The sequence below is a fragment of the Kribbella sp. NPDC020701 genome (genome assembly GCF_055562215.1).
The window spans coordinates 168,371-184,574 of the sequence record NZ_JBVHFT010000011.1 but is presented as its reverse complement, the minus strand read 5'-3'; the positions used below and the strand labels follow the sequence as shown (position 1 = coordinate 184,574).

Annotated in this window: 20 protein-coding genes; 9 read left to right on the top strand and 11 right to left on the bottom strand. The window is 68.2% G+C overall.

Features of this window, described 5'->3' with window-relative positions:
- The first annotated feature begins 2 nt into the window (after nucleotides 1-2).
- Complete coding sequence (locus ACZ3HV_RS26360) at nucleotides 3-635, top strand: flavin reductase family protein (protein ID WP_465687666.1); 633 nt, start codon at nucleotides 3-5, stop codon at nucleotides 633-635.
- On the opposite strand, the gene ACZ3HV_RS26355 is transcribed toward ACZ3HV_RS26360, so the two are convergent.
- The 5 genes from ACZ3HV_RS26355 to ACZ3HV_RS26335 are packed head-to-tail and all read right to left on the bottom strand — an operon-like array spanning nucleotide 598 to nucleotide 3,987.
- Entirely contained in the window at nucleotides 598-1,383 is a 786-nt protein-coding gene (locus ACZ3HV_RS26355; RefSeq protein ID WP_465687664.1) for an arylamine N-acetyltransferase family protein, read from the bottom strand. The genes ACZ3HV_RS26360 and ACZ3HV_RS26355 overlap by 38 nt on opposite strands.
- A gap of 18 nt (nucleotides 1,384-1,401) precedes the next feature.
- The gene (locus ACZ3HV_RS26350; RefSeq protein WP_465687662.1) at nucleotides 1,402-1,803 is read right to left on the bottom strand and encodes a VOC family protein; all 402 of its coding nucleotides are present in this window, start codon (nucleotides 1,801-1,803) and stop codon (nucleotides 1,402-1,404) included.
- 16 nt (nucleotides 1,804-1,819) lie between these two features.
- Nucleotides 1,820-2,179, bottom strand: a complete 360-nt coding sequence (locus tag ACZ3HV_RS26345; protein WP_465687660.1) for a YybH family protein — start codon at nucleotides 2,177-2,179, stop codon at nucleotides 1,820-1,822.
- Between the two features lie 9 nt (nucleotides 2,180-2,188).
- Nucleotides 2,189-3,280 (bottom strand): YbfB/YjiJ family MFS transporter, encoded by a 1,092-nt coding sequence (locus ACZ3HV_RS26340; protein ID WP_465687659.1) that lies wholly within the window; start codon nucleotides 3,278-3,280, stop codon nucleotides 2,189-2,191.
- Nucleotides 3,280-3,987 (bottom strand): SDR family NAD(P)-dependent oxidoreductase, encoded by a 708-nt coding sequence (locus ACZ3HV_RS26335; protein ID WP_465687657.1) that lies wholly within the window; start codon nucleotides 3,985-3,987, stop codon nucleotides 3,280-3,282. Before ACZ3HV_RS26335 ends, ACZ3HV_RS26340 begins: the two co-directional genes overlap by 1 nt.
- Nucleotides 3,988-4,095: 108 nt before the next feature.
- Here ACZ3HV_RS26335 and ACZ3HV_RS26330 point away from each other — a divergent pair, with 108 nt between their 5' ends.
- Nucleotides 4,096-5,022 (top strand): LysR family transcriptional regulator, encoded by a 927-nt coding sequence (locus ACZ3HV_RS26330; RefSeq protein ID WP_465687655.1) that lies wholly within the window; start codon nucleotides 4,096-4,098, stop codon nucleotides 5,020-5,022.
- Here the strand turns inward: ACZ3HV_RS26330 and ACZ3HV_RS26325 are convergent.
- Nucleotides 5,010-5,795, bottom strand: coding sequence for a GntR family transcriptional regulator (locus tag ACZ3HV_RS26325; RefSeq protein WP_465687653.1), 786 nt, complete (start codon nucleotides 5,793-5,795; stop codon nucleotides 5,010-5,012). The genes ACZ3HV_RS26330 and ACZ3HV_RS26325 overlap by 13 nt on opposite strands.
- Before the next feature lie 201 nt (nucleotides 5,796-5,996).
- Between ACZ3HV_RS26325 and ACZ3HV_RS26320 the strand changes: the two genes are divergently transcribed.
- Nucleotides 5,997-6,980, top strand: coding sequence for a YeiH family protein (locus ACZ3HV_RS26320; RefSeq protein WP_465687651.1), 984 nt, complete (start codon nucleotides 5,997-5,999; stop codon nucleotides 6,978-6,980).
- Here the strand turns inward: ACZ3HV_RS26320 and ACZ3HV_RS26315 are convergent.
- Nucleotides 6,965-8,770: a glycoside hydrolase family 2 protein gene (locus tag ACZ3HV_RS26315; protein ID WP_465687649.1), complete on the bottom strand. Its 1,806-nt coding sequence runs from the start codon at nucleotides 8,768-8,770 to the stop codon at nucleotides 6,965-6,967. The two genes, ACZ3HV_RS26320 and ACZ3HV_RS26315, sit on opposite strands and share 16 nt — an antisense overlap.
- 453 nt (nucleotides 8,771-9,223) lie before the next feature.
- On the opposite strand from ACZ3HV_RS26315, the gene ACZ3HV_RS26310 reads away from it, so the two are divergent.
- The 3 genes from ACZ3HV_RS26310 (at nucleotide 9,224) to ACZ3HV_RS26300 (ending at nucleotide 10,681) form a co-directional block, all read left to right on the top strand.
- A complete protein-coding gene (locus ACZ3HV_RS26310) occupies nucleotides 9,224-9,910 on the top strand; it encodes an alpha/beta fold hydrolase (RefSeq protein ID WP_465687647.1) in 687 nt (228 codons plus the stop codon).
- 82 nt (nucleotides 9,911-9,992) lie between these two features.
- Nucleotides 9,993-10,349 carry a hypothetical protein gene (locus ACZ3HV_RS26305; RefSeq protein WP_465687645.1) on the top strand — a complete coding sequence of 119 codons (357 nt, stop codon included), beginning with the start codon at nucleotides 9,993-9,995 and terminating at the stop codon, nucleotides 10,347-10,349.
- Nucleotides 10,310-10,681 carry a methyltransferase domain-containing protein gene (locus ACZ3HV_RS26300; protein ID WP_465687643.1) on the top strand — a complete coding sequence of 124 codons (372 nt, stop codon included), beginning with the start codon at nucleotides 10,310-10,312 and terminating at the stop codon, nucleotides 10,679-10,681. The genes ACZ3HV_RS26305 and ACZ3HV_RS26300 overlap by 40 nt, the downstream gene beginning before the upstream one ends.
- On the opposite strand, the gene ACZ3HV_RS26295 is transcribed toward ACZ3HV_RS26300, so the two are convergent.
- Nucleotides 10,678-11,544 carry an amidohydrolase family protein gene (locus tag ACZ3HV_RS26295; protein ID WP_465687641.1) on the bottom strand — a complete coding sequence of 289 codons (867 nt, stop codon included), beginning with the start codon at nucleotides 11,542-11,544 and terminating at the stop codon, nucleotides 10,678-10,680. The two genes, ACZ3HV_RS26300 and ACZ3HV_RS26295, sit on opposite strands and share 4 nt — an antisense overlap.
- An 84-nt stretch (nucleotides 11,545-11,628) precedes the next feature.
- Here ACZ3HV_RS26295 and ACZ3HV_RS26290 point away from each other — a divergent pair, with 84 nt between their 5' ends.
- Genes ACZ3HV_RS26290 through ACZ3HV_RS26280 form a run of 3 tightly spaced genes read left to right on the top strand, consistent with a single transcriptional unit; the run spans nucleotide 11,629 to nucleotide 13,156 of the window.
- On the top strand, nucleotides 11,629-12,174 hold the full coding sequence (locus tag ACZ3HV_RS26290) for a CGNR zinc finger domain-containing protein (protein ID WP_465687639.1): 546 nt from the start codon (nucleotides 11,629-11,631) through the stop codon (nucleotides 12,172-12,174).
- The gene (locus ACZ3HV_RS26285) at nucleotides 12,171-12,863 is read left to right on the top strand and encodes an AzlC family ABC transporter permease (protein ID WP_465687637.1); all 693 of its coding nucleotides are present in this window, start codon (nucleotides 12,171-12,173) and stop codon (nucleotides 12,861-12,863) included. The genes ACZ3HV_RS26290 and ACZ3HV_RS26285 overlap by 4 nt, the downstream gene beginning before the upstream one ends.
- The gene (locus ACZ3HV_RS26280; RefSeq protein WP_465687635.1) at nucleotides 12,860-13,156 is read left to right on the top strand and encodes an AzlD domain-containing protein; all 297 of its coding nucleotides are present in this window, start codon (nucleotides 12,860-12,862) and stop codon (nucleotides 13,154-13,156) included. Before ACZ3HV_RS26285 ends, ACZ3HV_RS26280 begins: the two co-directional genes overlap by 4 nt.
- Here the strand turns inward: ACZ3HV_RS26280 and ACZ3HV_RS26275 are convergent.
- The 3 genes from ACZ3HV_RS26275 to ACZ3HV_RS26265 are packed head-to-tail and all read right to left on the bottom strand — an operon-like array spanning nucleotide 13,153 to nucleotide 16,184.
- Nucleotides 13,153-14,391, bottom strand: coding sequence for an ATP-grasp domain-containing protein (locus tag ACZ3HV_RS26275; protein WP_465687633.1), 1,239 nt, complete (start codon nucleotides 14,389-14,391; stop codon nucleotides 13,153-13,155). The two genes, ACZ3HV_RS26280 and ACZ3HV_RS26275, sit on opposite strands and share 4 nt — an antisense overlap.
- Nucleotides 14,392-14,401: 10 nt before the next feature.
- Nucleotides 14,402-15,148, bottom strand: coding sequence for an esterase family protein (locus tag ACZ3HV_RS26270; protein WP_360366505.1), 747 nt, complete (start codon nucleotides 15,146-15,148; stop codon nucleotides 14,402-14,404).
- On the bottom strand, nucleotides 15,108-16,184 hold the full coding sequence (locus tag ACZ3HV_RS26265) for an alpha/beta hydrolase (protein ID WP_465687631.1): 1,077 nt from the start codon (nucleotides 16,182-16,184) through the stop codon (nucleotides 15,108-15,110). Before ACZ3HV_RS26265 ends, ACZ3HV_RS26270 begins: the two co-directional genes overlap by 41 nt.
- Nucleotides 16,185-16,204: the final 20 nt, after the last annotated feature.

The window sequence follows — 16,204 nt, the reverse complement described above, 5'->3', positions numbered from 1 at the left end:
GCATGACCCACCTGACGATCGAACCGTCCATCCTGTACGTCGGTACACCGGTCGCACTGCTGTCCACCGCGAACGACGACGGCACGATCAATCTCGCCCCGATGTCGTCCGCCTGGGCACTCGGTGACGTCGTCGTCCTCGGCGTGGGCGAATCCGGTCAGACCGCCCGCAACCTGCAGCACCGGCCCGAGCTCGTGATCAACTACCCGTCACCCGCGCAGTGGGAGGCGGTCGAGCGGATCGCCGGCCTCACCGGCCGGCATCCGGTGCCGGCCGCGAAGAAGGCCCGCTTCCGGTTCGAACGGGAGAAGTTCAAGGCAGCTGGGCTGACCCCGGTCGCTTCCGAGCTAGTCGGCCCGCCGCGGGTCGCCGAGTGTCCACTGCAGTTCGAGGCGACCACGGTCCAGGTCGATTTCGATGCCGGTGGCACCTTTCTGATCATCCAGGCGAAGGTGCTACGGGTCCACGCCGACGAGCGGATCGTCATACCGGGGACGTCGTACGTCGATCCGGCCGCCTGGTCGCCGTTGCTCTACAACTTCCGCCACTACTTCGGTCTTGGCCCAGAGCTAGGCGAGTCCTTCCGGACCGAGACGCCTAGAGAAGCCGCAGGCGATCGACTTCCTCGTCGCTGAGGACGACGTCCAGACTCGCCAGTGCCTCGGGCAGATCCTGCGCTGGTACGACGCGCTCCGTCGTCCGGCCGTCGGCGTACTCGACGGTGAGCTTGTCCCCGACCAGACGACGTACGACGCCGTCGGCGACCCGCATCACCACCGGACGGCCGGTGAAGGGCGAGTTCGGGTGGGTCGAGACGTAGTGGTGGTAAACCTCGTAGTCGATCGGGCGGACCGGTTCGTCGTTGGACGCGTGCTGGGGAACCCAGCCATCCGCTGTCTGCTTCGACAGCGTCCACACGTCGTCGTCGAGGGTGAGCCGGTGATCCCAACCGCCTTGGTCGATGACGACGCCGTCCTTCATCGGCGTCGGGTACAGCTGGCCGGCGCCGAAGCCGACGTCGGCCAGGAAGTCCTGCCCGTCCACGCCGACTTTGAGGAGGGCGTGCGTACGCGGTCCGGCCTTGTGGGGCTGGACTCGCGCGACCCGGCGGGTCACCTCGAAGCCGAGACGTTCGAGTGCCGCGCCGAAGAGCAGCGCGTGCTCGTAGCAGTAGCCGCCTCTCTGCCGGCGGACGAGCTTGGCCTGGATCGCGTCCAGGCCGATGCCGGGGTGCGTACCGAGGATCACGTCGATGTTCTCGAACGGGATCGCCAGCACATGCGCCCGGTGCAGACTGCGCAGGCTGTCGGCCGACGGGGATACCCGGGTGTGCCCGATCCGGTCGAGGTAAGCGTCCAGGTCGAGGTCTTCGGTCTGCCACATGACGCTTACCTCAACACTTCAAGATGACTTGAGGTCAAGCTCGGTGAAGAGGGTCAGCTGAATCCCGCCTGGTGTCTCCAGGCGGGCGTTCAGCGAGTTCCACGGCGTCCGGGTCGGCTCGGCGATCACGGTGGCACCGGCCTCGGCCAGCGTCCGTGTCGTCGCCGCGGAGTCGTCGACCTCAAGCGCGACCCGGTACTTCCCGGCCACCCGGCGGCCGACCTCGACCTCGTCGATGTAGTCGGCCTGTGCCGGATTCGCGATCTCTAGTGTCGCCCGCCCGACCTCGAGGATCATCACTCGCGCATCTTCCGTGGTGTACGACTCCCGCTCGGGCAGCCCGAGCACGTCCCGGTAGAACGCCACCGCCTCGTCGTAGTCGTCCGCCGTCACGACCAACCGCAGTTCCTTGACCGTCATACCCCCAGTATCAGTCCTACGGAAGCCGGGAAACCTGGTAGTGCGAGATCAGCCAGTCGGCACCGACCCGCCGCAGGATCACGCTCAGGTAGACCGGCAGCGTCGGGCGGTCGGTGAAACCGAAGTCGACCGCGAGGTAGCCGAGGATCAGATCGTCGGCCAGCCGCCGGTGCTCCAGGATCCGGTACGCCGCGGTCAGTCCGATCGGCTGCGAGTCGTAGTACTCGGCGACGGCGTCCGGGCCCACGCCGTACGGATGAAGGCCCTGGAAGATCGCGTCGTCGGTGAAGTACGACGCCACCCGCTTCGGGTCGTGCGCGTCGACGCCCGCCTTCCACTCGTCGAGGACGGTGCGCAGAATGTCGTTGTCGGTCATGGAAATCTCCTAGTTCGGTTGGTGGCGGACAAGAGCAGCGGCGGTGGCGGCGAGTGCCACCACGCCGGCGCTGATCAGGAGCGCCTGGTGGTATCCGTTGTGTAGCAGGGGTCCGACCGCCAGCGGGCCGACGATCTGGCCGAGGCTGTAGCCGGTGGTGAGGATCGCGACGGCGCGGGGGACGTGGAGGTCCGCGCCGATCGCGAGCACGATGTTGGCGACGCCGAGGAACGTCGCGCCAAAGAGCGCCGCTGAGATCAAGGTCGCCGCGACTCCGCCGATCAGGACGGGTAACGCGATCCCGACAGCTTGGAGGAGCAGTGCCACGAGGAGCAGGAGCGGACGCGGCCAGCTCCGGCCGAGCCAGGCCCACAGGGCTGACGAGGGCAGGGCAGCCAGGCCGACGATGATCCAGGCGCCGCTGCCGACCCGACCGGAGGAGGCGGTTTCGTTGATCGCGGCAACGAGGAACGTGCCCGCGATGATGTAGCCGACTCCTTCCAGTGAATAGCTGGTCAGCAACGCGGTGAAGCGCCGCGATCCGTTGCCCCGCGCAACCTTCACCTGAGCGGGCGCGGGGCCGGTCAGGTGCCAGGCGGGCACCGTGCAGGCGACGGTCAGTACGGCCGTCAGCCACCAAGCCTGGCGCCAACTACCGCCGATCAAGACCGCGCCGGACAATGCGATGCCCGCGCCGACTCCACCGAAGATCCAGCCCACGTGGTGACTGTGCAGCCGGGGGAGTACGGCGCTGACGGCGATCACGAAGACCAGTGCGCTGGCGACTCCGGCGATCAACCGCAAGCTGAGCCAGAAGATCCCACTGTGGCTCAACGGCATCAGGGCCAAAGTCGCGGACAGGAGCAGCAACGACAGTCGCAGTGCCCAGCGGGAGTGGGTCAGTCTCGGTACGACGATCGCGGCCAGCGCCCCGGCGAGATAGCCGGTGTAGTTGGCTGTTGCGAGCGCCGCTCCGAGTCGTGGGGTCAGTCCGGCCTGCGCGTGCATGATCGGGAGGATCGGGGTGTAGGCGAAACGCCCGATCCCCATCCCGCCGGCCAGCGCCGCCGCCCCTTGACCCACCACCCGCCAGGGGTTCATCAGCGGCCGGCCTGCTGGCCGCCGTCGACGTGCAGGATCTCGCCGGTGACGAAGTTCGCGCCTTCGAGGTACGTGACGGCCTCGACGATCTCGTCGATCTCGCCCATCCGGCCGACCGGGTGCAGCGCCGCCAGGAACTCGTGCGTCTCCTCCGGGTGCATCGGCGTACGGATGACGCCGGGGGCGACCGCGTTGACCCGGATGCCGCGGGCGGCGTACTCGGTGGCCAGCGACTTGGTGACCGAGTTCAGGCCGCCCTTGGTCAGCGACGCGAGCGCGGACGGCACCTTGCTGTCGGCGTGCTCGGCCAAGGTGGTGGTGATGCTGACGATGTGCCCGCCCTCGTTCTCGAGCATCGCGGACACCGCGCGGCGGGTGATCTCGAAGAAGCCGCGCAGGTTCACGCCGTCGACCAGGTCGAAGTCTTCGTCGGTGTACTCGGTGAACGGCTTCGCGATGAACACACCGGCGTTGTTGACCAGGGTGTCGATCCGGCCGAAGGTGTCCAGCCCCTGCTCGATCACCCGGATGCCCACGCCCGGCTGGGCGATGTCACCGGGGACCGCCAGGATGAGCGGGTCGTCGGAGCGCTCGATCGTGCGCGAGTTCGCGACGACGGCGTACCCGAGCTTGCGGTACGCCGTGACGAGTCCGGCACCGATGCCCTGGGAGGCTCCGGTGATCACGGCGACTTTCTGGGTATTCATGGTTCTCGCTTTCTCGAGTGGATGTACTTCGATACTCGTCGAACCATCGGTGGGTTTCCACGACCGCTTTGCTCCCAGCTAGGAGGCTCCGCCTACTACGATCAGCGCGTGGAGCTTCGGCAGTTGCGGTACTTCGTGGCGGTCGCCGAGGAGCTGAACTTCGGCCGGGCCGCGGCCCGGTTGCACATCGCCGGGCCGTCGCTGTCGCAGCAGATCAAGTCGCTCGAGCGTGATCTCGGCGTGCGGTTGTTCGAGCGGGACCGGCGGACGGTCGCGCTGACCACGTTCGGAGAGACGTTGCTCCCGCCGACCCGGGCGTTGCTCGAGCAGGCCGACGCATTACGGCGTACGGCGGCCGGCTTCGCGGCGAGCGAACCGGTGCGGCTCGGCTACGTCAGTTGGCGTCCGCCCGATCTGGTCGAGCGCGCGTCCGCGGTGGCGCAGTTGCGGGTGGACGCCTGGGTGATGCCGTCACACACCCAGGCCGGCCGGGTCGCCGACGGCAGCATCGACCTGGCGATCTGCTGGGTGCGGGCCACCGACCTCGCCGAGCAGGAACTGACCGGCCGCCTCCTCGGTGCGGACCGCCTGTACGCCGTTTCACCCGGGCGCGACGAGTCCGCCGTACGCGCGAAGGACACCGCCGTACTGCTCGACGCCGACACCGCGACCTGGGCGTCGTGGAACATCTATGCGGCCGAGTTCGCCCGCTCGACCGGCGCCGAGTTGGTCCGGATCGACGATCACGGGATCACCGGGCCGGCCTTCTTCGATCACGTCCGGCGGTTGCGGAAGCCGGTGGTCAGTTCACCCAAGCGCGATGACACGCCGCTGCCCCGGGACTTCGTCCGCCGCCCGGTGGCCGACCCGATCCCGGTCTGGACCTGGGCCCTGGTGTCGCGTCGCGACGAGATCCGTCCGGCAGTGCTCGCCGCGATCGAGGCGCTGACTCGGGACATCGCGGTCGACCTGGATCCGGCGACCTCCTGGCTGCCTGCCGACGATCCGTTCCGCGACGGTGCTTACCAGCCCTGAGCGAGCGCGGTCGTCCGCGGCGCCGGGGTGAGGCGGTAGCCGGTGTTCGCCGAGAACTCGGCCGACAGCGCGAAGCGGTCCCCGCGGACCACGGTGTGGCGCCATTCGACCGGTCTGTTCTGGACGGTGCCCTGGCGGATGATCGAGAAGGCCGCAGCCTCGGGCGGGCAGTGCAGCAACGCCCGCTCGGCCGGGGTCGGGTTGATCGCGCGGATGTCCTCGCGGCCGTGGTCGAGACTCAACCCGGTCCGGACTGCGAGCTCGTTGTAGAGGCTGGTGTGGGTGAAATCGGCCTCGAGCAGCGCTTCGGCGAGTGACGCGGGCAGCCAGACCCGGTCCAGGGCGAGCGGCTCGTCACCGGCGTACCGGAGGCGCTCGAGGTAGAGCAGTGGGCTCGACCCCTCCAGGTCGAGCCGGGCTGCGATGACACCGTCGGCTCTGATGTCGAGCGCCCGTACGACGCTGTGCTGAGGCAGACCGGAGGCCTCGACGGAGGAGAACAGGCTGTAGAGCGCGCCCATCGGCTGGCGGATCTCCGGCGCGGTGGCGACTCTCGGCTGGCGGCCGCGTTCGGCCACAATCAGGCCGTCCGAGCGGAGCTGAACGAGTGCCTGGCGGACCGTGTGCCGGCTCACCGCGTACTCCTCGACCAGCGCGAGCTCGCCGGGGAAGGCGTCGTCGAACTCTCCGGAGCGCAGCCGCCGGACCAGGTCCTGCTGCAACTGCTTCCAGAGCGGCTGGCCGCCGGTGCGGTCGAGCCTGCGCACGGTCATCCGATTCCTGCCTCCCGGCTTGCCAAATGTCCGGTCATCTCCTAGCTTAAATGTGCGTACATTTCTGCGGGAGGAGCCGGTCCTATGGTGCAGGTCGAGGTTAGGCCACCCAGCCGCTCGATCGGTCCTGTCTCACCTCGCACCCGGTTCACCAGTGTTCTCCTGGGGACCGACCGTCGCCTCGGCTCAGCGTTGGCGCGGTTGCCTGGGTTGCTCGTTGTGCTGGCTATCGCCGCCGTCGCCGTACCTCTCGGTCGGCTGGTTCCTGTGGTTGGCGGGCCGGTGTTCGGGATCGTGCTTGGTGTGCTCGGCGGCCTACTGATCCCGGCGCTGCGGGCTGAGCGGTGTCGTCCGGGCTACGACTTCGCCGCGAAGAACCTGCTGCAGGTCTCGATCGTCGTGCTCGGCACCGGCCTGTCCCTCCAGCAAGTAGCGCGCGTCGGGGCGTCCTCGCTCCCGGTCATGCTCGGCACGCTGGCGATCGCCCTCGGTGGCGCCTGGTTGTTCGGCCGCCTGCTCGGCGTCCGCGGCGACACCCAGACGCTGATCGGCGTCGGTACGGCGATCTGCGGTGGCTCGGCAATCGCCGCGGCAACAGCAGCGATCGGCGCCAAGCGCTCATCAGTCGCCTACGCCCTGGCGACGATCTTCACCTTCAACGTGGTCGCCGTCCTCACGTTCCCGCCCCTCGGCCACCTGCTCGGCCTCAGCCCGGAAGCCTTCGGACTGTGGGCCGGTACGGCGATCAACGACACGTCATCCGTGGTCGCCGCCGGGTACGCCTACAGCCAGAGCGCCGGCGACCAGGCCCTCGTGGTGAAGCTCACCCGCTCCCTCACCCTGGTCCCGATCGTCCTCACCCTGGTCCTTCTCAAGTCCCGCCGTGAGGCCCGCACGAACGGTGCATCCGACAACCGCCGGCTGCCCTGGCGGAAGCTGGTCCCGCTGTTCCTGATCGGCTTCATCGCAGCTGCGGGTCTTCGCAGTGCGGGCGCCGTACCCGAGTCCTGGCTGCCGGCCCTGAGCCAGACTGGAACGTTCCTGATCACGTCCGCCCTCGTCGCGATCGGCCTGTCCCTCCGCCCGAAGGAGCTCCGCGACGCAGGACCCAGGCCACTCCTCCTCGGAGCGATCCTCTGGATCCTGGTCGCGGTCGGCAGCCTCGGACTTCAATCCTTCTCGTAGGCGGCCTGGCGGGTTTGGACCGCCTGGACGCGCGGTACGTCGAGTTTGTTGCTGCGGTCGAAGCGGTAGATGCCGTTCTCTTCTTGGAAGACGTCGGTCAGCTGCGTGTAGCAGTAGCCGAACATCAGCGGGTTGTCGAGCAGCGCGTCGACCAGCCCGGCGAACCGGGTGTAGAACGCCTCCTCGTCCGCGACCCGCTGGCCGTAGCCCCACGAGTCGGCGGAGTTGCCCGAGGCTGCCGCGGCCGCCTCCGGGTTCCACCAGATGCCGCCGAACTCACTGCAGAAGTACGGCTGACCGGCGTACGGCTGGGAGATCGGCCGGCCCTCGCGCCCACCGGTGTTCCCGTACGGCGCTCCGTCCGCGAGGCCGGCCATCTGCTTCGCGAACTCGACCGGGTCCTGCTCGTAGTTGTGCGAGTCCCAGACGTCGGTCTCCGGCACGCGGTGCGAGTAGCCGGACGAGTCCAGTACTGGACGGGTCGTGTCGGCCGCCTTCGTGGCCAGGAACATCGCCCGGGTGACGTCGTCCAGCTGGGTGATCCGGTCGTGCAGGAGCTGGTGGGTCTCGTTCAGCGGGCACCAACCGATGATCGACGGGTGGCTGTAGTCGCGCTCGACGGCTTCCAGCCACTGAGCGACGTACGACGCGGTCGGCTGCTGGTTGTTGTCACCGGTGTCGCCGACGCCCGAACCCCAGTCGCCGAACTCGCCCCACACCAGGTACCCGAGCCGGTCCGCGTGGTAGAGGAACCGCTCCTCGAACACCTTCTGGTGCAGCCGCGCACCGTTGAACCCGGCGGCGATGCTCAGCTCGATGTCTCGGACCAGCGCCTCGTCGGTCGGCGCCGTCATCAGGCTCTCCGGCCAGTACCCCTGGTCCAGCACGAGCCGCTGGAACACGTGCTTGCCGTTGATCAGGATCGCCTGGCCGTTGATCGACACCGACCGCAGTCCGGCGTAGCTGTCCGCGGTGTCCACGATGTTGCCGTCGGCATCGATTAGCTCGAGGCGTACGTCGTACAGGTGCGGATCGGCGGTGTCCCACAGGCGGACCCGGTCCGCCGGGACCTGGAGGGTGAGCCGCGGCGCGAGGTCGAGATCGGCGCGGACCTCGTGCGTTGCGACCTCGCCGTCGGCGTCGCTCAGGGTTGCGCGGACTTTCCAGCCCGGCTTGTTGGCCGAGACCGGTACGGCGAGGTGGAAGCTGGAGCCGGCCACGTCCGGGGTGATCCGCGGGCGGCCGAGGTGCACGGTCGGCACTGCCTCCAGCCAGACGGTCTGCCAGATGCCGGTGGTCCTGGTGTAGAGGCAGGCGTGGTTGGCGTAGAGCTGGCTCTGCTTGCCGCGGGCCTGAGCGCCGTACCGGCTGTCCCGCGCGCGGACCACGATCGTGGCTTCCTCGCCCGGCTTGGCCGTCTGGCTCAGGTTGGCGCTGAACGGCGTGAAGCCGCCGCGGTGCCGGACCACCTCGACGCCGTTCACCCACACGGTCGCGTCGTGATCCACGGCCTGGAAGTGCAGTACGGCGTCCTTGCCGGCCCAGTCGGCCGGGATCGTGACGGTCGTCCGGTACCAGACGGCTTCCATGAAGTCGACGTCCTCGATCCCGGACAACTGCGTCTCCGGAGCGAACGGGACGGTGATCCGCTGCGCCAGCTCGCGCTCGTGGACCTTCCGCTCCCATCCCGAATCGGGCCGATCGATCTCGAACTGCCACTCGCCGTTCAGATTCACCCACTCCGCCCGGACGAACTGCGGACGCGGATACTCGGCACGAGGCTGAGACATGGACTCTCCTGGGGGACTGTCGAAGACGGACACGAAGACACTACAACGTTGGAATACCCCCAGCAACGGCCCGTCCGCGAACCGTGTGTCACCCGGCCAACGCGGTCGACCCCCGCTCGGCCAACGCGGTCGACCCCCGCTCGGTTGACGGAGGACTCGTGGTGGGCGGGGATCGGAGGGCCTGGTGGATCGGGCGCCGGCTCCGGGGCTGAGACCGGGTGCCGGCACACCCTCTGGGGGCGTGGGACAGGTTATTTCAGGTCCCAGGCCCCCGGTTCTTGTCCAAGCCCCCGAGACCACTCCCGATCCGGCGGGCGTGGTCCGACTGATCCGGAGGGAGCTGAGGTTGGCGGCGTACGGGTATTGGTTGGCTTTCTATCGGTAGTGAGCCACGCCTGAACTGGTGAGACTGCTCCATGCGGAGTGGTTTCGGTGCGAGAGAAGGAGAAACGCATGGCGACGTTCGTTCTTGTTCCTGGTGGTTGGCATGGCTCCTGGGCGTTCGAGGCGGTGGTTCCGTTGCTGGAGCGTGCCGGTCATACCGTTCACGCCCTGACCCTGACCGGTCTGCGGCCGGACGACGACGACGTGACGGTCGCGACGGCCAACCTCGACACGCACGCCGACGACGTACTGCGGCTCCTCGACCGCGCTCACATCACCAGCGCGACGCTGGTCGGCCACAGCTACGCCGGGATGGTGATCGCCGCCGCCGCCGATCGCGCCGGCGGCCGGGTCTCGCGACTTGTGCATCTCGACGCCTACGTACCGCGCGACGGCGAGTCGTGCTGGTCTTTGACGTCCGACGAGTACCGGCAAGCATTCGTGGACGGCGCCGCGAACATCGGGTACGCCGTCCGCCCGCCGTTTCGTGCGCCGAACGGTGGCGATCCCCGCCGCCGTCCCCATCCCCTCGCCTCCATCCTGCAAACGATCCATCTCACCGGCGTTGTTGACCGCGTGCCGCGCCGGGAGTTCGTCTACTGCTCCGGATGGGATGCCCGCACGCCCTTCGGCGAGCTCCGAACCCGCCTGCAAGCCGACCCGGAGTGGCAGGTTCACGAACTCCCAACCGCCCACAACGCCATGCGCGAGGCCCCTGAGGCGGTAGCCGCACTACTGCTCGGCGCTGGGCGCTAGGCGGGGCCGGGGCCGGGGCTGGGGTCGGGGTCGGGGTCGGGGGTCGGGACCCCACCTGGGGGCTTTGAACAGGCTATTTGCCGTGCCAGGGCCCCACTTTCTGTTCAAGCCCCCCAGAACAGGCCCGATCCGCGGGGCGGTGGGGCGGCGGGCGACCGGCGTTGCTCACTTCCGGAACCTCACCCACACCCAGCAAGCCTGGTACGCCGAGATCGGACCGCTCTCCTGGACACAGCGATTCGGCCGTCCGGAACGGTTGCCATGGTCAACGACCCCAATCGTCGCCGAGGTGCTCGTGCGACTGGCGAAAATCCGGCCCGGCCAGCGGGCACTCGATCCGTTCTGCGGCACACCGGCACGATTCCCCGAGCGGTACGCCGACGACACCCGACGGCCCTGGTGCTGGGAAGTGACCACGACCTACGTGCACTCGACCTAGCGATCCGCAACAGAGGGATCGACGTTGTCCAGGCCGACGCGGAGGTCCTTCCGCTCCCAACCGACAGCATCGACCGGATCGTCGCGAACCTCCCCTTCGGCAAGCAGGTCGGCACGCACCAGCTCAACCGAACCCTCTACCCGAAGCTTCTCCAAGAGATCGACCGCGTCATGGCCGCCGACGGACGCGCCGTACTCCTCACTGAGGACAAACGCCTGCTCCAGCAAGCGATCGACCACCAGCCAGGCCTCAAGCTAGCCCGTCAACGCCTACTCAAATACAACGGCGCAACCCCAACCGCCTATGTCCTCACGAGGCCGCGGCGCCGCTAAAGCCCAAGCAGTCGGACGCCGTTGTCCCAGCAGACGGCGCGGAGCCAGTCGTCGCCGAGGTTCAGGGACTCCAAAGATGCGAGCTGTACGGCGTACTCGTACGGGATGTTGGGGAAGTCGGACCCCAGCACGATCCGGTCCCGCAGGTCGCCAAGGCGCGAGGTCAGCTCCCGTGGGAACGGCATCAGGGATTCGGTGAACGGCGTCAGCGCCATCGTCGTGTCGAGGTGGACGTTCGGGTACGACGTCAGTCCCAAATGCTCGGCGTACTCCGGCATGCCCAAGTGAGCGATGACCGCGGTCAGCTCCGGGTGCTTCCGCAGTACCTCACCAAAGGGACCCGGTCCGGTATGCGGCCCGCGGATCGGCCCGGATCCGCAGTGCACCACTACCGGTACGCCGGCCTCGGCGAGCTGTCCCCACACGTCGTCGAGCTCGTCGGTGCGTGGATCGTAGTCACCCACCTGCAGGTGGACCTTGAAGATCCGCGTCCCCGACTCCAACGCCTCGCGGACGTAGTCACCCGCACCCGGCTCCGGGAAGAACGTCCCACTCGTCACACATCCCGGCGTCGACGCGGCGAAGTCGCGCGCCCACTCGTTCAGCCACGCGGCCATCCCCGGCTTGTGCGGGTACACCAACGCCGGAAACGCCCGAACCCCCAAAGATTCCAGCGTTTTCAGCCGCTCCTCGACGGACGTCCGATAGGTGATCGGCCACGCGGTCCCGTAGTGCTCCGACGCCTGATCGAAGTACGCCCACACCGCGTTCATCACCTGGTCGGGCAGGAAATGCACATGCACATCCACCAGGCCGTCCAGCCCCAACCGCTGCCACCATCCCGGTACGTCGTCATCGCGCACCCGCCCAGCCTAGACACGCGCAGCGCTTGCCCATCACCTGTCTAACGACTCATGATGCATTTTGGGCGTTAGAGGGGCGGAGTCATGGAGTATCGGCCTGAGCTGGTCGGCGGACATCTTGTGCTCGACCTGGTCAACACCGTGGCGTGGCGGCTGGACGAGCGACGGCGCGTCGACCGGCTCGCGGATCCGGCCAACCTGCGGAGTTGGCTGACGGCCACCGGGCTGGGACCGTCGGAGCCGGGCACCGAAGCCGAGCTCCTGCAGGCCCGCGAGACGGCGTACGCGGTGCTGCAGAAGCTCGCAGTCCGTGAGGAACCCAACGACGCCGATCTCGCCGTACTCCGGGAGCTGATCGAGAACGCCGTACGCAACGCCGAGCTGGTCAGCCCACGACCGCTGGCCTGGCGGGCCGACACCGTCGCCGACCGGGTGCGGTTGTCGGTCTGGCGACTCTTCGAGGACGAGGATCTGGACCGGCTGCGGCAGTGCGACGACGACGATTGCGGCTGGCTGTTCCTGGATCGCAGCAAGAACGGCTCGCGGCGTTGGTGCAGCTCCGCGGACTGCGGCAATCGGGCCCGCGCCCGCCGCCACTACCAACGTCGTCACGCCGAGGCATCGACATGACGGCGATCCACCGGGCCGGCCTTGCAGAAGGAATCCGGCTCGGGCTCGGACCGGCCGGTGCAGCATTCGTCCTCGCCCTCAGCTTCGGCGCCGAGGCCGAGGCCCGCGGCTGGGGAGTCGCGTTGCCGGTCGTCTTCTCGGCCCTGGCGTTCTCCGGCTCGGCGCAGTTCACCCTGCTGACGACACTGTCCGGAGGCACGGTGTTCGCCTCGATCGCCTCGGCGGCGTTGATCAACGGACGTTATCTCGTGATGAGTGTCGCGTTGAACGACAGCCTGAGCGGAAGCCGGCTGAGACGGGCTCTGGAAGCGCAGGCCCTCGTGGACGCCTCGTTCATCTTTGCTCATCGCAACGACGGCCGGTACGACGTCTCCCGCCTGATCGGCGCGAGCCTGCCGCAGTGGGTGCTCTGGGTGCTCGGGACCGCGGTCGGCGCCTTGACCGCACCATCGGCTGATCTGATGTACCGGCTCGGGCTGGATGTCGTGTTCCCGGCGTTCTTCCTGGTACTCGCGCTGGACGAGGTGCGGCGGTCCCGCCGGGCGTTGGCCGCGTCGCTGCTCGGCGCCGCCATCGCCGCCGCGTTGCTGTTGGTCACCGATCCGGGCTACGCGCTGCTCGGCGCCACGGCAGCCGCACTGATCGGGCTGATCCCCGAGCACGCGAACGTACGTGAGGAGACGTCATGAAGCTGTGGCTGGCCGCCATGACCGTTGCCGTCGTCAATTGGCTCATGAAGGCCGGCGGTCCGCTGCTCATCGGCCATCACAAGCTGCCGCCGGCCGCGGTCCGGGTCGTGGGGCTGATCGCCCCGGTGCTGCTGGCGGGCCTGATCGTCACCGAACTCGGCGGCAAGCGGCTGGACTGGACGCAGCTCATCGGAGTCGCTGCCGCTGGAATCCTTTCCCTCGTCAGAGTGCCCTTGCTGCCCGCGGTCGCCGCCGGCATCGCCCTCACCGCCGGAGTGCGGCTGCTCATCTAGCGAGTCTGATCGGCCACCCACAGGTTGGTGAGGCCCTTGAAGTGCGACAGGAACTTCTCCTGCTCGTGCTTCGGGTACGTCGCCACCACGGTTTCGCGCAACAAGCGGTCGAAGTCGCTGCCGGAGACCCAGTCGCGGACGCGCGCGTCGAAGTCACCCAGGTGTTCGGCGCACCACTCGTGGTACCTCGCGGTCTCGAAGTGCTCGTCGGCCAGCGCGAGGTAGGCGTCGAGTTTGGCGTCGTAGTCCATCGACTCGTCGTCGGCGATCGCGAAGTACCGCTCGGTGCGCAGGTCGACCTTGCTGCGCCGGCCGGTCGCGAGCGAGAACACCGACCACTTGACCAGCGCGCTGATCGCCCACGGGAAGTAGTAGTGCAGCGAGGTCACCGCGACGTCCGGGCAGGCGTTGGCGTAGTCGATCGGGTGGACCGAATCGCCCGCGACCAGCATCTCGCAGGAGTTGAACTCCCAGCCGAAGAACGCGTTCACGATCCGGCTGATCGCCACCGCCTGGTGCCCGGCGGACGGGCTGAGGAAGTCGTGCGAGACGGCGTACCGGTTGTGCATCGGCTCGTCCGGGCGGAAATCCATCACCATCGTCTCGGCGCCGATCGACAGGGCCCGGGCGAACTTGTCGTACTCGATCGTGGCCTGCAGGTGCATCAGCATCTCGTCGGATTCGTCGTACGCGCGGTGCAGGTCGTCGGGATTGTTGATCCGCGAGACCCCGCGCCAGCCGCCGCCGTCGAACGGCTTCATGTACAACGGGTAGCCGAGGTCGGCCGCGATCGCGTCGAGATCGAACGGCTTGTTGTACTTCGCCGACGTGTAGGCCCAGCGCACGTTGTCGACCGGGTTCTTGTAGGGCACCAGGACGGTCCGCGGGATCTTCAGCCCGAGCCGGAGCATCGCGCAGTACGCCGAGTGCTTCTCCATCGACTGGAACGTGAACGGCGAGTTCAGCAGATAGGTGCCGTTCATCAGCGCGGCCTTCTTCAGCCACTCGCGCGGGTGGTAGTACCAGTACGCGAGCCGGTCGATCACCAGCCCGACCCGGACCGGGTCGTTCAGATCGAACGGCTCGATCGTCAGCCGCCGCGACCCGAACTCGTGCTCGTGTCCGTCCTCGAGGGTGACGGGCCCGACCCGCTGCAGCAGCGCCTCGAACGCCTGCGGCCAGTCCTCCTCGGCGCCCAGCAACAACCCGATCAGATGCCTGGAGCGGTCAGCCACAATCAAACTCCTAACAGAAGCGGGGCAAATGGTGGGCAAGCTGCTGGCGCCACCAGGGCCAGTCGTGAGCTACGTCGTACCCCCAAAGGTCCAGCTCATGCGGGATCCCCTTCGACTCCAGTACGGCGGCAGTCGCGCGAGCGGACGGCAGCGAGCCGGTCGGGTTCGTCTCCCAGTCGCCCTGACCGACCGTGAGCAGGATGAAGAGCCGGCCGCGCAGGTACTCGAGGTGGTCACCGGACAGGTTGGGCAGGTAGTCGGCCGGATTGTTGAAGTACGTCGCGTCGCCGCGCTCACCCCATGCGTGCCAGCTGGCCGCGTCGTAGTTGCCGGACTGGCAGATCGCGACCGGGAACAGATCGGACCGTTTGAACGCGAAGTTCAGCGCGTGGAACGCGCCCAGGCTGCAGCCGGTGGTGATGATGTCGCTGACGCCGGGCGAGTCCGCGCCGATCGTCGGGACCACCTGGTTCACGATCCAGGACTCGTAGAACTCGTGCCGGCGGGCCCGGTCCTCGAGCTGGATGCTCCGGTCCGACCAGCTGACGTGGTCGAAGGAGTCCACGCAGTACAGCTTCACCCGGCCGGCGTCGATCAGGTCCTTGACGGCGGCGACCATGCCGTTGTTCTCGTAGTCCCAGGCCCGGCCCTGTTCGCTCGGGAAGACCAGCACCGGGCGGCCGAAATGCCCGTAGCGGATCACGGTTCCGCGCCGGTCAAGCCCCGGCGCCTCCAACTCGACCTGCTCCCGCTCCATCAGCCCCACCCCAGGTCTGTCGCAGTACATCGGTGAGATCAGGATCCAGCACATTACGCCAGGCTGTGAAGTTGTGCATGTCCGGCGTTTCGCCGAACGTCACGTCGAGCCCGAGCTCGGTCAGCTTGGCCGCCATCACCCGGTTGTTGTGCACGTTCTCCTCGGTGGTCCCGGCGGTCATCCCGACCAGCGGCGTACTCGGCGCCGTGGTTGCCGTCAGCACCTGCCGCACGAAGGCCGTGACCTGGGCGTAGAACTCGAATTTCGACTCCTGCGGGTCGGTGTCCAGCGTGAAGAACGACCCCGACTGCAGGAACAGCCCGTCGAACGTGCCGGGATGGTGCCACTCCGCGTGCAGCGCCGCGAGCGCACCCAGGCTGGCGCCCATCATCACCGGCCGCCTGCTTCGGTACTGCGCCTGGACCGCGGGGAGCACGTGCTGCGTCAGGGCGTCGGCGTACTGCGGGTTCGCGGCGTACCAGAGGTTGCGGGTGGTCGGCCGGATCAGCGCGAGCCGGAACGGCGGCAGCGTGCCCTCGGCGATCATCGCGCCGGCGTAGTGGGTCAGTCCGGCGTACGCGGCGAACTCGGGGCCGTCGTGGGACAGCAGCAGCGGCAGCTCGAAGACCGGCGCGATCCCCTCCGGCGCCCAGAGCTGTACGTCGACCGGCCCGACCGGGGTCTCCACGGTGAGCGGGGTCAGGCTCGACGCGATCGGCGGGACTGTGATCCACGCGGGTTCGACGTACCCGGGCAGCGGCAGCCAGGAGTGGTCGCCGAACGCTCCGCCGACGACCCGCGGGTTGGTCGGATCGGTCCGCATCCCGAGGTCGGCGATGTCGAAGAGGTACTCCATCCGGTGCACGGACGGCCGCGGCAGGCGTAGCTCCCAGCCGTAGCTGACCGGTTTGAACTCCAGCAGCTCGGCCGCCAGCCCGAGCTCCTGCCACAGCCGGACCCCCGTGAAGGCATGCGAGGGGTCGCCGAGGCGGAACACCACCTCGGCCCCTTCGACCGCACTCACGACAGCAGGCATCCGACCAAGGTACAACCGGA

Coding starts and splice junctions, on each gene's coding strand:
- ACZ3HV_RS26360 (WP_465687666.1), top strand. CDS start 3: ATGACCCACCTGACGATCGAACCGTCCATCCTGTACGTCGGTACACCG.
- ACZ3HV_RS26355 (WP_465687664.1), bottom strand. CDS start 1,383: ATGTGGCAGACCGAAGACCTCGACCTGGACGCTTACCTCGACCGGATC.
- ACZ3HV_RS26350 (WP_465687662.1), bottom strand. CDS start 1,803: ATGACGGTCAAGGAACTGCGGTTGGTCGTGACGGCGGACGACTACGAC.
- ACZ3HV_RS26345 (WP_465687660.1), bottom strand. CDS start 2,179: ATGACCGACAACGACATTCTGCGCACCGTCCTCGACGAGTGGAAGGCG.
- ACZ3HV_RS26340 (WP_465687659.1), bottom strand. CDS start 3,280: ATGAACCCCTGGCGGGTGGTGGGTCAAGGGGCGGCGGCGCTGGCCGGC.
- ACZ3HV_RS26335 (WP_465687657.1), bottom strand. CDS start 3,987: ATGAATACCCAGAAAGTCGCCGTGATCACCGGAGCCTCCCAGGGCATC.
- ACZ3HV_RS26325 (WP_465687653.1), bottom strand. CDS start 5,795: ATGACCGTGCGCAGGCTCGACCGCACCGGCGGCCAGCCGCTCTGGAAG.
- ACZ3HV_RS26315 (WP_465687649.1), bottom strand. CDS start 8,770: ATGTCTCAGCCTCGTGCCGAGTATCCGCGTCCGCAGTTCGTCCGGGCG.
- ACZ3HV_RS26310 (WP_465687647.1), top strand. CDS start 9,224: ATGGCGACGTTCGTTCTTGTTCCTGGTGGTTGGCATGGCTCCTGGGCG.
- ACZ3HV_RS26290 (WP_465687639.1), top strand. CDS start 11,629: ATGGAGTATCGGCCTGAGCTGGTCGGCGGACATCTTGTGCTCGACCTG.
- ACZ3HV_RS26285 (WP_465687637.1), top strand. CDS start 12,171: ATGACGGCGATCCACCGGGCCGGCCTTGCAGAAGGAATCCGGCTCGGG.
- ACZ3HV_RS26280 (WP_465687635.1), top strand. CDS start 12,860: ATGAAGCTGTGGCTGGCCGCCATGACCGTTGCCGTCGTCAATTGGCTC.
- ACZ3HV_RS26270 (WP_360366505.1), bottom strand. CDS start 15,148: ATGGAGCGGGAGCAGGTCGAGTTGGAGGCGCCGGGGCTTGACCGGCGC.
- ACZ3HV_RS26265 (WP_465687631.1), bottom strand. CDS start 16,184: ATGCCTGCTGTCGTGAGTGCGGTCGAAGGGGCCGAGGTGGTGTTCCGC.